This window comes from Tatumella saanichensis (assembly GCF_000439375.1).
GTDB classification, from domain to species: domain Bacteria; phylum Pseudomonadota; class Gammaproteobacteria; order Enterobacterales; family Enterobacteriaceae; genus Tatumella; species Tatumella saanichensis.
Genome location: NZ_ATMI01000051.1, coordinates 93,678 through 107,335 on the forward strand (window position 1 = coordinate 93,678; position 13,658 = coordinate 107,335).

Annotated in this window: 9 protein-coding genes; 7 read left to right on the top strand and 2 right to left on the bottom strand. The window is 53.0% G+C overall.

Annotated elements, in window-relative coordinates; all coding sequences use genetic code 11:
* Positions 1-195 precede the first annotated feature (195 nt).
* On the top strand, positions 196-753 hold the full coding sequence (gene tadA, locus DW47_RS0114145; RefSeq protein ID WP_277618941.1) for a tRNA adenosine(34) deaminase TadA: 558 nt from the start codon (positions 196-198) through the stop codon (positions 751-753).
* Here the strand turns inward: tadA and mltF are convergent.
* The gene (gene mltF / locus DW47_RS0114150) at positions 698-2,158 is read right to left on the bottom strand and encodes a membrane-bound lytic murein transglycosylase MltF (RefSeq protein ID WP_029687079.1); all 1,461 of its coding nucleotides are present in this window, start codon (positions 2,156-2,158) and stop codon (positions 698-700) included. The two genes, tadA and mltF, sit on opposite strands and share 56 nt — an antisense overlap.
* Positions 2,159-2,428: 270 nt before the next feature.
* Here mltF and purL point away from each other — a divergent pair, with 270 nt between their 5' ends.
* The 5 genes from purL to glnB all read left to right on the top strand — a co-directional run bounded on the left by purL (position 2,429) and on the right by glnB (position 10,686).
* Positions 2,429-6,319 (top strand): phosphoribosylformylglycinamidine synthase, encoded by a 3,891-nt coding sequence (purL, locus tag DW47_RS0114155; protein WP_038027610.1) that lies wholly within the window; start codon positions 2,429-2,431, stop codon positions 6,317-6,319.
* A gap of 551 nt (positions 6,320-6,870) precedes the next feature.
* Positions 6,871-8,289, top strand: coding sequence for a sensor histidine kinase (locus DW47_RS0114160; RefSeq protein WP_029687081.1), 1,419 nt, complete (start codon positions 6,871-6,873; stop codon positions 8,287-8,289).
* A gap of 10 nt (positions 8,290-8,299) precedes the next feature.
* Positions 8,300-8,875, top strand: a complete 576-nt coding sequence (locus tag DW47_RS16740; protein ID WP_029687082.1) for a hypothetical protein — start codon at positions 8,300-8,302, stop codon at positions 8,873-8,875.
* A 38-nt stretch (positions 8,876-8,913) separates the two neighbouring features.
* The gene (gene glrR, locus DW47_RS0114170) at positions 8,914-10,248 is read left to right on the top strand and encodes a two-component system response regulator GlrR (RefSeq protein WP_029687083.1); all 1,335 of its coding nucleotides are present in this window, start codon (positions 8,914-8,916) and stop codon (positions 10,246-10,248) included.
* A gap of 99 nt (positions 10,249-10,347) precedes the next feature.
* The gene (gene glnB, locus DW47_RS0114175; RefSeq protein WP_029687084.1) at positions 10,348-10,686 is read left to right on the top strand and encodes a nitrogen regulatory protein P-II; all 339 of its coding nucleotides are present in this window, start codon (positions 10,348-10,350) and stop codon (positions 10,684-10,686) included.
* 37 nt (positions 10,687-10,723) lie between these two features.
* Here glnB and hmpA read toward each other — a convergent pair whose 3' ends face one another.
* Positions 10,724-11,905, bottom strand: coding sequence for an NO-inducible flavohemoprotein (hmpA, locus tag DW47_RS0114180; RefSeq protein WP_029687085.1), 1,182 nt, complete (start codon positions 11,903-11,905; stop codon positions 10,724-10,726).
* Between the two features lie 332 nt (positions 11,906-12,237).
* Here hmpA and glyA point away from each other — a divergent pair, with 332 nt between their 5' ends.
* A complete protein-coding gene (gene glyA, locus DW47_RS0114185) occupies positions 12,238-13,491 on the top strand; it encodes a serine hydroxymethyltransferase (protein ID WP_029687086.1) in 1,254 nt (417 codons plus the stop codon).
* Positions 13,492-13,658 lie beyond the last annotated feature (167 nt).

The window sequence follows — 13,658 nt, forward strand, 5'->3', positions numbered from 1 at the left end:
CTGTCGGGAACATTGAGCGGGGGAGATATGATCCTATTTACTGAAAACAGTGATGATAGGCACCGTTAGGGGGGCTATTAGGCAATAGCCACTGATTCAGCGTTCAATGGAGGGTAAAGATGATCATACAGTTGTTATCCAAACCCGCCTTTATCGCTATAATGCGCGCCGATTCAGAAAGAGAAGGGGAATACCGTGACCGACAATAAAAATGATGAGTACTGGATGCGCTATGCGATGGCGCTGGCAGCGCGGGCTCAGGAAAATGATGAAGTGCCGGTCGGTGCGGTATTGGTCCATCAGGGAAAAGTGATTGCCGAGGGCTGGAATCATCCTATCGCTTGTCACGATCCGACCGCCCATGCTGAGATGATGGCACTGCGGGCTGGCGGTAAAGCGTTAAGCAATTACCGACTGCTGGAGACGACCCTTTATGTCACGCTAGAACCTTGTGCTATGTGTGCTGGGGCGATGGTACACAGCCGTATCGCTAGGTTGGTGTTCGGTGCCAGTGATGCCAAAACCGGGGCCGCTGGATCCTTGCTGGATATCCCCGGTCATCCGGGGATGAATCACCGTATTACGGTTGAAGGGGGCTTGCTGGCAGAAGAGTGTGCTGCTCAGTTGAGCGCTTTTTTTCGTGAGCGGCGGGCTCAGAAAAAAGCGCTACGCCAGGCGCAGCGCGAAGCTGATACCCTCAGTTCATCGCAATCTGAGGCTCAGACGGTGAAGGAAGGTCCGTGTCAGGAATAGGCACAATCTGCTGTTGTTGCTGCTGTTTTTGACGCATTTCCTGTAAGTATCCCACCAGACTGATATTGTACTTACGAATATTCTCAACGTAGTTGTAAGCCTCTGTTCCGCGCGCAAAACCGTAGGTTGTTAGCCGGTAATAGCGTTTTTGCTCTAGCAGCGGCAGGCGGTTTTTCACATCGGCCCAGCTGTCCGGATTAGCGCCCTGAATTTTCGTCAGCTTACGGGCATCCATCATATGGGCAAAACCGATATTATACGCGGTCAGCGCAAACCATATTCGCTCATCCTGTGGGATAGAGGTTGGTACTTTCTCCAATAGACCCTGAAGATACTGGCTACCACCACGAATACTTTCGGCGGCATCCAACCGGTTACCGACATCCAGACTTTCAGCGGTATTCTGCGTCAGCATCATCATTCCCCGCACTCCAGTAGGGGAAGTCGCTTGAGGATCCCAGTGGGATTCCTGATACGCCACCGCCGCCAGTAACCGCCAGTCCATATTGGCGGCATATTTTTTAAACAGCGGCGTTAACGCCGGCAGCGTGCTGTCGATGGCTCGCAAGAATGTACGAGTATCGACATAATCGAAACTGCCGGTATGGCCGAAGTATTTTTCGTCCAACCGTGCGAGGGTGCCCTCTTCATTAATTTGACTATAAAAATCAAGTAAGGCGGCATCCAGACTGTCATCGGCAGTTTTAGCCATATACCAGTTAACCGGCACTTCGCTGGATACGTCGAAGGCCACGGCCAGTTGCGGATGAATACGCTGCATCATCCCGATGGTAGCGGAGTCACCAATGGTGTAATCCAGTTTGCCTTCAGCAACCTGCTCCAGCATCGCCTGAGGGCTGACATTTTTCTCGGTCTTCCATTGCAGTTGTGGGTATTTACCGGCCTGAGCTTGTTGCAGCGTCGGGATAAACGAAGTCTGCGAAGGAACAGCCAAGGTTCCTTGCAGGTCGGCCAAGGATTTAGGTCGCAGTTTATCCACCCGGTAAACCAGTTGCTGGGTGCTGGTGTAATAGGCCGGTCCGCTGCGGTAGTCATTCTGGCGCTGGGTATCCCAGGCCAGTCCGGCTGCCAGAATATCGGCCCGGTGATGGTTAAGGTCATCGAACAGGCTGGCGACGTCCGGCCGCACGGTTACCTGTAGCTTTACGCCCAGGTAGCCAGCAAAGCGTTTTGCCAGTTCGTAATCCATGCCCGTCGGTACGTCAGAGTTCTTTTGCCAGGTCAGAGAAGAGCTAATGGTGCTGATACGCAACACTCCGCGCGATTTTATCTGCGAAAGCGTATCCTGCGATCCTGAGTTCCAGGAAATCGCGGGCCATAAAGCCATTGCCAGTAACAGTGTAACAAGACCGATCAAAAGATAATTTAATTTAAAATATTTCAAACAGTTATCTCGTTAATCAGCACCGGAGGTCGCCTTTTGGCAGGAAAAATACAGAGGGGTAGTCCCCCGGAGCGAGGTGCATTCTGAGCAACAAAACGTCAAAGCGCAAATTTTATAGCAAGAAATGTGTGTTTTCTGAGCAGTCTTTTCTCAGTATTAATTCAACGCAAACGGTTTCGTAACAGAGGGTTATTCTTTATAATACGTCCCGTTTTCCCCTGTTGCGCCCAATGAAGCGTCGCCCGGCGTTTCGAAGACGAGAGATCTTTAATGATGGAAATTTTGCGTGGTTCGCCCGCTCTGTCGGCATTTCGAGTAAATAAACTGCTTAGCCGCTTTCAGGAAGCTCATCTGCCCGTGAGTGATATTTATGCTGAGTATGTGCATTTTGCCGATGTCAGTTCACCCCTTAGCGATGATGAAAAGAATCGTCTTCAACGTCTTCTTAAATATGGTCCGTCACTGGCGGAGCATGAGCCTGCTGGCCGTCTGTTGCTGGTCACCCCTCGTCCGGGAACCATTTCACCTTGGTCGTCAAAAGCGACAGATATTGCTCACAACTGTGAATTACCTCAGGTACTGCGTTTAGAACGTGGCTTGGCGTTCTATATTCAGGCTGACAGCCTGACTGATGCCCAGTGGGCACAGCTGGCCGCGTTGTTGCATGACCGCATGATGGAAACGGTATTTACCGACCTGGCGCAGGCGGAACAACTGTTTGCCCATCACCAGCCACAGCCGGTAAAGGCGGTGGATATCCTAGGACAGGGGCGTCAGGCACTGGAAGAGGCGAATCTGTCGCTAGGTCTGGCACTGGCCGACGACGAAATTGATTACTTGCTCGATGCGTTCAGTAAACTGGGGCGTAACCCGAACGATATCGAACTCTACATGTTCGCGCAGGCTAACTCTGAGCACTGCCGCCATAAAATCTTTAACGCCGATTGGGTGATCGATGGCGTAGAACAGCCGAAGTCGCTGTTTAAAATGATCAAGAACACCTTTGAAAAGAATCCTGAGCATGTTCTGTCTGCCTATAAAGATAATGCGGCAGTGATGGAGGGATCATCAGTAGGCCGTTTCTATGCGGACGACAAAAAAGGTGTCTACGACTTCCATCAGGAAGACGCGCATATTCTGATGAAGGTTGAAACCCATAACCACCCGACCGCAATCTCACCTTGGCCGGGGGCCGCTACCGGTTCTGGCGGTGAAATTCGTGATGAAGGAGCGACCGGACGCGGGGCTAAGCCGAAGGCTGGTCTGACAGGCTTCTCTGTCTCTAACCTGCGTATCCCAGGTTTTGAACAGCCGTGGGAACAGGATTTTGGTAAACCGGAGCGTATTGTTTCTGCGCTGGATATTATGACCGAAGGCCCACTGGGCGGTGCAGCATTCAATAACGAATTTGGTCGTCCTGCCCTGAACGGTTACTTCCGTACTTTCGAAGCACAGGTCAATAGCCATAACGGTGAAGAACTGCGTGGTTATCACAAGCCGGTGATGCTGGCGGGCGGTATTGGTAATATCCGTGCCGATCATGTTCAGAAAGGAGAGATCACCGTAGGCGCTAAACTGATCGTGCTGGGTGGTCCCGCCATGAACATCGGTCTGGGGGGCGGTGCGGCCTCGTCGATGGCCTCTGGCCAGTCCGACGCGGACCTGGATTTCGCCTCTGTACAGCGTGACAACCCGGAGATGGAACGCCGTTGTCAGGAAGTGATCGATCGCTGCTGGCAGTTAGGTGAGCAGAACCCGATCTTGTTTATCCATGATGTTGGCGCTGGTGGTCTGTCGAATGCGATGCCAGAACTGGTCAGTGATGGTGGTCGCGGCGGACGTTTTAATCTGCGCGATATCCTCAACGATGAACCGGGCATGAGCCCACTGGAAGTCTGGTGTAACGAATCTCAGGAACGCTATGTGCTGGCGGTTGATCCGCAGCAGTTACCGCTGTTCGCCAAACTCTGTGAGCGCGAGCGTGCCCCTTATGCGGTGATCGGTGAAGCCACCGAAGAACTGCACCTGACGCTGAACGACTCTCACTTTGATAACCAGCCAATTGATATGCCGCTGGATGTACTGTTGGGCAAAACCCCGAAAATGACCCGTGATGTGAAAACCTTACAGGTTGAAGGTAACGCCCTGGTCCGCGACGATATTTCTCTGGCAGAGGCGGTAAAACGTGTGATGCACCTGCCGGGTGTGGCAGAAAAAACCTTCCTGATCACCATCGGTGACCGTTCGGTAACCGGTATGGTTGCTCGGGATCAGATGGTCGGTCCGTGGCAGATCCCAGTGGCTGATTGTGCAGTTACCACCGCTAGCCTCGATAGCTACCACGGTGAGGCTTTCTCCATGGGAGAACGTGCGCCGGTGGCGCTGCTGGACTTTGCTGCCTCCGCCCGCCTGGCCGTCGGAGAAGCACTGACCAACTTGGCAGCCACTGATATTGGTTCGTTAAGCCGTATCAAACTGTCTGCTAACTGGATGTCTGCCGCCGGTCACCCGGGGGAAGATGCCGGTCTGTACGCAGCGGTGAAAGCCGTCGGTGAAGAACTCTGTCCGGCACTGGGTCTGACCATTCCGGTGGGCAAAGACTCAATGTCGATGAAAACCCGCTGGCAGCAGGACGGTGAAACCCGTGAAATGACCTCACCGTTATCTCTGGTGATCACCGCTTTTTCCCGTGTCGAAGACGTGCGTCATACCGTGACGCCACAGCTGCAGCCTCAACATGACAATCTGCTGCTGCTGGTGGATTTAGGTGTCGGTGCCAACACATTAGGTGCAACAGCGTTGGCCCAGGTCTACAGTCAGTTGGGCGATAAACCTGCGGATGTGCGTAATGCCCAGCATCTGGCCGGTTTCTTCGCGGCTATCCAGAGCTTGGTCTCTCAGCAGAAGCTGCTGGCTTACCATGACCGCTCAGATGGCGGCCTGCTGGTGACTTTAGCGGAAATGGCCTTTGCCGGTCACTGTGGTGTTGAGGTGGATGTTTCTGCCCTAGGCCAAGATGTGCTGGCCTCGCTGTTCACAGAAGAGTTGGGTGCGGTGATCCAGATCAATGCTGCGGATAAAGACGCTGTGATGGCCATCTTTGCTGAGCAGGGACTGGAAGCCTGTCTGCATGTGTTGGGCCGCGCGCAACGCGGTGACGACTTTGTGATCCGCTCTGCCGATCAGGTGGTCTACCAGGAGCAACGCTCTGTACTGCGTCGCTGGTGGGCAGAAACCACGTGGCAGATGCAGCGCCTGCGTGACAACCCTGACTGTGCTGATCAGGAGCATCAGGCCAAGCTGGATAATAACGATCCGGGTCTGAATGTCAGCCTGAGCTTTGATCCTGCTGAGGATATCGCTGCTCCGATGATCGCCACGGGGGCCCGTCCTAAACTGGCGGTACTGCGTGAGCAGGGTGTTAACTCCCACGTTGAAATGGCAGCAGCGTTCCACCGTGCCGGATTTGAAGCCGTGGATGTACATATGAGCGATCTGCTGGCTGGTCGTCAGAACATGGATGATTTCCAGATGCTGGCAGCCTGTGGTGGCTTCTCTTACGGTGATGTTCTGGGGGCTGGGGAAGGTTGGGCTAAGTCTATCCTGTTTAACCCACGGGTACGTGACACCTTTGAACAGTTCTTCGGGCGTCAAGATACCTTGGCACTGGGCGTATGTAACGGTTGTCAGATGATGTCTAACCTACGTGAGCTGATCCCAGGTAGCGAACTGTGGCCACGCTTTGTGCGTAACCAGTCCGAGCGCTTTGAAGGGCGTTTCAGCCTGGTCGAAGTGGCAGACAGCCCGTCACTGCTGTTATCTGGTATGGCTGGTTCGCGGATGCCAATTGCTGTCTCGCACGGTGAAGGCTTTGCGGAACTGCGCGATAACGCACAACTGCAGGCACTGGAAGCGCAGAAGCTGGTGGCACTGCGTTATGTTGATAACTACGGCCACGTAACAGAGACCTATCCGGCCAACCCGAATGGCTCGCCGAAAGGGATCACCTCGGTCACCAATACCTCAGGGCGGGTCACGATTATGATGCCACACCCTGAACGTGTCTTCCGCACCGTCAGTAACTCTTGGCATCCGGCGGAGTGGGGCGAGGATAGCCCGTGGATGCGTATCTTCCGCAATGCCCGTAAACAACTGGGATAATTCCCAAATGGCAGTTGAGATAAGCGCTCTTCGGAGCGCTTTTTTTATCTTGGCGGTCCGATGTTGTTATCGAGCGACAACCACCAACCTAGGCTGTCTCCAGATAGCGACATTTAAGTGACTGATATTTATAGAAGGGGAGGGAGGCAGTGATTACTGTCTCCTAACAGCGACAACTACGCTGTTGAATAGTCACTGAACCTTTAGTAATGCTGTCTAACTCACTGATAATATTAATTCTCTATTTTTTGGCACGGGACTTGCTATAATCCCTGTACTGCTCATTCCGCTGTTTATAATGCCCGGCAGCCTTGCCAGGAGCTTATAAAATTTTGAATGATGCATTAAAAGGTGCCTGCCGCCCGATTGATGATAACTGCAGCGATGCATTTCATGCCCGGACGTCACGTTGAGTAAGGCACCGCCTCATTTTCTGCGCCGGTGAACCCGGAAGTCTGCCGGCCGCAGCAATGATTTTCTCGTTGTCCTCTCTTTTTTCCTGTCACGGTTCCCGCTAGCATCAAACTTTCCCCCTTTTACCGGCGGTGATTTTGAATAAGCGACATTTTGCTCCGCGCTCTCTACGACAACTGGTATTACTGGCGTTTATGCTGGTGCTACTGCCGTTATTGATCCTAGCTTGGCAGGCATGGGATAGCTTTACTGGTCTCAGTCAGCAGGCGGCGGCAACTAACCGCAATACCTTCACTAATGTCCGGCTGAGTGAATTGATGGCACGTACTGCGCTGGATGCAGAGCGCAGCTACCGGCAGTATTGCGTGGTGGGCGACCCGACGCTCAGTGCTCTGTACCATCAACAATACAGTCGCTATCAGGCCATGCTCAGCACTTTTCGCCAGCAATTACCGGATCTAGATATCGCCCGACAGATCAGCCAGCATTTGGCGGTATTAGCCCAACCTGAATGCATCCAGGGGGATCTGCCGCCGACAGTTTCCGATATTCTCAGCGATTTTTCTCAACAGAACAGCCTGTTGGTACAGGCGACCCGACAACAGGTGATGGCCAAGGGGTTACAATTGCAGCGTAATATTGCTGAACGCGGCGCGTTTTTTGGCTGGCAGGCACTGATACTGTTCCTGTTAAGCCTCGGGCTAATGTTACTGTTTACGCGAATGATCATCCGTCCGGTGAAAGATCTTAAGCAGATGATCCACCGACTGGGGGAAGGGGGGGAGATAGACCTGACCACTGAGTTTCGAGGCCCGGTGGAAATCCGTTCTCTTGGCCAACGGGTGGTGTGGCTGAGTGAGCGTCTGTCATGGCTTGAGGCCCAGCGCCATGAATTTCTGCGGCACCTGTCCCATGAGCTAAAAACCCCGCTTGCCAGCCTGCGGGAAGGAAGTGCATTACTGGCAGATGAAGTCAGTGGGCCGCTTAACCCTGAACAAAAAGAGATTGTGTCTATCCTAGATCAGAGCAGCCTGCATCTACAGACCCTGATCGAACAGTTGCTCGACTATAACCGCCACAGCAGTGATGGTGGTACCGGCATTACCCTTGTACAGCTCGAACCGCTGTTCGGCGAAATTATCAGTGCCCATGCGTTACCAGCCAGTGCGCGGCAGATAGAAACGGTGCTGTCTTTGGAACAACCGGTCTGTCTGGCAGACCGGCAACTGCTGGGCAGGGCGCTGGATAACCTTTATTCCAACGCCATAAACTACGGAAAACCAGGGGGAACCATTATGCTGACGTCGACACGGACAGCACAGCGGGTGGTGATTGAGGTGATTAACCAGGGAACGGCGATCCCGGCCCATGAACGTGAAATGATTTTTGAGCCGTTTTATCAGGGATCTCGTCAACGCCGCGGGCCGGTAAAAGGTAGCGGGCTGGGACTGAGTATAGCCAAAGATTGTATTCATCGAATGCAGGGGACATTATCGCTGGTCAGTCATCCGCAGATGGCAGTCTGTTTTCGTATTGAACTTCCGGCAGAAGATTAAGGAGCCCCCAATGGCGCTGCAGGCTGTGTGTCGTACCCTGATCTTCGCTCTGGTACTGCTGTTAACTGCCTGTGCGCGGCAGCCTTCACCTCGGAGCACTGAGACCGCAACGGAAAGTCAGGTCAGCGGGACAACTTGTCCGCTGATCTCTGCCGCATTGGCTGAACAACCTGCGCCTTGGCTGGCACTCATCCAATGTACCGCACAGCACCCATTGTCTGAAAATCAATCTCAGGCCGCCAATCTGCCCGCCACTGACTGGATTACCGGTTGGCAGCAAAGTATTCTAGAATCCCCGCCGCAGGTGGATGTTGCCCCATCTCAGGAAAGGGTCCATCAATTGCTGACACAGCAGCCGGTAGTACCGTTGAGCGTAAGGCCGCTATATGATCTGTGGTTGGAAAAGCTACAGGATAAGCGACAGCTGGCACTCCGCCAGCAGCAATTGAATTCACTGCGACAGCAGTCTGCTCAGGAAATGGCCCGCTTACAGCAACAGCAGCAGCAGACAATGCGTACGCTGGCGGAGAAGAAAAAGCAGTTGTCACGACTGACCGAAATTGAACGTCAGCTTTCGAACCGATAAGTCCCGGTCGCCCGGATTTCAGATAAGGCAGTAGGCCAATGACTCAATATACTTCACGATTACTTCTGGTGGATGATGACCCCGGTATCCTGACACTACTGGGAATGCGTCTGCGCAGTGAAGGTTTCCATGTCTCTGCCTGTGAAAACGGGCCGGACGCTCTGCGTCATCTGGTTAGGGAGCCGGTGGATTTGGTAATCAGTGATCTGCGCATGGATATGATGGACGGTCTAACGCTGTTTGAAGAGATCCAGAAGCAGGTTCCGGGCTTACCAGTAATCATCCTGACAGCCCACGGCTCAATCCCCGATGCAGTGTCTGCGACCCAGCAAGGGGTGTTCAGTTTCCTGACCAAGCCGGTGGATCGTGATGCCCTTTATCAAGCCATCGACCAAGCCCTCAGTCAACGTGGCAGTATTGGTGAGAATCCGCTAAGTGACACTATTGTTACCCGTAGTCCAGTGATGTTACGGATGCTGGAACAGGCACAACGGGTGGCACAATCTGATGTCAGTGTACTGATCCAAGGGCAGAGCGGCACCGGCAAAGAGGTTTTGGCAAAGGCTATCCACCAAGCCAGTCCCCGCCATGACCACCCGTTTATTGCCATCAACTGTGGTGCGCTGCCCGGTCAATTACTGGAGTCAGAACTGTTCGGTCATGCCAAAGGGGCATTTACCGGTGCCACGACTGCCCGCGAAGGGCTGTTTCAGGCAGCTGATGGCGGCACGCTGTTTCTCGACGAAATTGGTGATATGCCAGCTGAATTGCAGGTAAAACTGCTGCGGGTATTACAGGAACGCACACTACGGCCGCTTGGCAGTAACCGTGATATCGCCATTAATGTGAGAATTATCTCGGCAACGCATCGCGATTTACCCAAGGCGATGGAATGTCAGGAATTCCGTGAAGACCTCTATTATCGGCTGAATGTGGTAACTCTGCGCTTACCGGCGTTACATGAACGGGCCGAAGATATCCCGTTGTTAGCCAACACCCTATTGCGACAGGTCGCCGAACGGCACAAGCCGATGGTACGCAGCTTTTCGGCGGAGGCGATGAAACGCTTAATGGTGGCAAGTTGGCCGGGCAATGTCCGGCAACTGGTGAATGTGATTGAACAGTGCGTGGCCTTGAGCAGCTCGGCGGTGATCACTGACCGACTGGTCGAGGAAGCGTTAGCGGGCGAAAACACGGCGCTACTGACGTTTGCTGAGGCGAGAAACCAGTTTGAACTGAACTATCTGCGCAAGATTTTGCAGATGGCTGGGGGAAATGTGACCAATGCCGCAAGAATGGCAGGACGCAATCGTACTGAGTTTTATAAACTTCTGTCCCGACATGAACTGGACGCCAGCGATTTTAAAGGGTAACTTGCTGACGATTATTTTTACCGGCTCTCCGGTGGCCCCTTCATGCTCTGCGGAAAAGATGCCCGCATTGTCAGTGGTGAAAGCAAATAAGGTTCTGCTATGAAAAAAATTGATGCGATTATTAAGCCCTTTAAACTGGATGATGTGCGCGAAGCCTTGGCAGATGTCGGCATCACTGGATTGACGGTCACCGAAGTTAAAGGGTTTGGTCGCCAGAAAGGTCACACGGAGCTATACCGTGGAGCCGAGTATATGGTCGATTTTCTGCCTAAGGTAAAAATCGAACTGGTGGTTGCCGATGATATCGTCGATACCTGCGTGGATACCATTATGCGTACTGCACAGACCGGTAAAATCGGCGACGGTAAAATCTTTGTGTTTGATGTGGCCCGCGTGGTACGTATTCGTACCGGCGAAGAAGACGAAGAAGCCATCTGATTAGGCCGGCCAGTGCTGGCCGGCTGGGGTATGGTGGTTACAGGGTCTGATGTGGCCCGAACATTTCATAATGAATACGGTCCCGGCTGATCCCGCGGGCAGTCAACTGCACAAGCATTGACTGCATAAATGCAGCCGGACCGCACAGGTAATAGTCGCCGTCTGCTGAAATCACGTCGGCGGCGAGTTGGCCAATATCCATCCTGCCACTGCAATAGGCCTCACTGTGAGTGGCTATCTGTGAATACCAAGTCTGCTGGCTAAATTGTTCCAGCTGCGCGCCGAGAGTGTTCACTTCCTCAGCAAAAGCATGGCTGCCGGGATGTCTGGTGGCATGCCACCAGTTCACTTTGGCCGGATAACGGCTTTCCGCTAACTGATGTAGCATTGCCAGCATCGGTGTCAGGCCTGATCCTGCAGAAATCAGGGTCACCGGTTGCGGTGTCTGAGTGCCTTGCAACCTGAAATCCCCAGAGGGTACCGATAACAGTACGCTGTCGCCACACCGGGCCTGTTGATGGAACCAGCCGGATACCTTGCCATGGGGTTGGTGGCGCACGGCAATCCGGTAGTCTTTGCCTGCAGAAGGGCGAGTCAGAGAATATTGGCGCAACTGACGATATTCCCACCCCGCTGGCTGAAGGCTGACCGTCACATACTGGCCTGCGGTGAAGTCTGGCACCGGCAGCCCGTCCTGCGGCGTCAGAACGAAGCTCTTGATCCCGTCACTTTCTTCAGTAATCTGGCTGATCACAAAAGGACGATGACCTTGCCACCCCCCTAACTGCTGTGCCCCTTGCTGATAAATAGCCGCTTCTTGGCGGATAAATATATCGGCCAATACCCCATAGACCTCAGCCCAGGCGGCGAGAACCTCTTCGCCGGGATCAAGTAATTCATGCAGGGTGGCGAGTAGATGCTCGCCAACAATGGCGTACTGTTCTGGGTGGATATTCAGGCTGGTATGTTTTTGGGCGATCCTTTCTACCGCTTCTTGTAGCGCCTGCGGGGTATCAAGGTGAGCCCCATAGGCGCACAGTGCCCCGAACAGCGCTGCCGGTTGCTGGCCATTTTGCTGGTGGGTCATGTTGAAGATATTTTTCAGTTCAGGATGGTGGCGGAACATACGCTGATAAAAATATTCGGTGACCGCTGGGCCAGCGTCGCGGATCGCGGGTAGGGTACTTCTCACCAATTCCAGGGTACGGGCATCAGGCATCAGACTTTCCTCACAAAACAGATGAAATTATAAGGTGTATTTTTAATGCATGTTATTCCTGACCTTGAGAAAAGTAAACGGCTTCTTTACTGGTAGCCCTCGATCTGTGAGGCTATCCATTGAAAAGTCATTGCCCGTGGGGCGAAAAGTCACTGCTGAAAAAGCGCTTAATTATCAGGGGCGGATCCGCAGATTGTCTGATTGCCAATCGTTTGCGCAAAAAGAGTGTTTTCCGGCTACCGCCGCCCGCTAAAAGAGTTTACACTGTTGGCCGTTGCCCGCTGATGGGTGTTAAATTGCCGTTTTTAAGTTAGCTGAGTCAGGAGATGCGGATGTTAAAGCGAGAGATGAACATAGCCGATTATGATGCCCAGTTGTGGGAGGCGATGGAGCAAGAGAAAGTGCGTCAGGAAGAGCACATTGAACTGATTGCTTCAGAAAACTACACCAGCCCACGCGTAATGCAGGCTCAGGGTTCACAGCTTACCAACAAATACGCAGAAGGGTATCCTGGGAAGCGTTATTACGGCGGTTGCGAGTACGTAGACATCGTTGAACAATTAGCCATCGACCGTGCTAAAGAGCTGTTCGGTGCTGATTATGCTAACGTTCAGCCACACAGTGGTTCTCAAGCCAACTTTGCCGTTTTTACAGCATTGCTGCAACCAGGCGATACTATTCTGGGGATGAACTTGGCCCATGGCGGTCACCTGACTCATGGTTCCCCGGTTAACCTGTCCGGCAAACTGTATAATGTTATTCCTTACGGCATCGATGAAAGCGGCAAAATCGACTACGACGAGCTGGCAGAACTGGCGAAAACCCATCAGCCTAAATTAATTATCGGCGGCTTCTCTGCGTATTCCGGCGTGTGTGACTGGGAAAAAATGCGCGAAATCGCGGACAGTATTGGTGCATGGCTGTTTGTTGATATGGCCCACGTGGCAGGCCTGGTGGCAGCGGATGTTTACCCGAACCCACTGCCACACGCCCATGTGGTAACGACCACTACCCATAAAACCTTGGCAGGCCCGCGTGGCGGCTTGATCTTGGCGAAAGGCGGTGACGAAGACCTGTATAAAAAACTGAACTCCGCAGTATTCCCAGGTGGTCAGGGTGGTCCTCTGATGCACGTGATCGCCGGTAAAGCAGTGGCCCTGAAAGAAGCGATGGAGCCGGAGTTCAAGGCCTATCAGCAGCAGGTGGCGGTAAATGCTAAAGCCATGGTTGAAGTGTTGATTGCACGTGGTTACAACATCGTTTCAGGTGGTACCCATAATCACCTGTTCCTGCTGGATTTGGTTGACAAAAACCTGACTGGTAAAGAAGCGGATGCCGCACTGGGTCGTGCCAATATCACTGTTAACAAAAACAGCGTCCCTAACGATCCTAAGAGCCCGTTTGTCACCTCTGGGATCCGTATCGGTACCCCTGCTGTGACCCGTCGTGGTTTTAAAGAAGATGACGTCCGTCAGTTAGCAGGCTGGATCGCGGATGTGTTGGATAATATCAACGATGAAGCGACCATTGAGCGCGTTAAAGGCCAGGTGCTGGAAATCTGTGCCCGTCTGCCGGTCTATGCGTGATCGTTAAAGACCGTTGCGGCGGCCACTGACGAGCAAAAAAGACGGCATCCGCCGTCTTTTTTGTTTTCGGTGACCCGTCCTGAATAGCGTTGACACGTTCCTGTTCTAATTCTGGAGAACGTGATGATGACAGAGTTCAAACGCACCCAACGAGATTATCCTCTATC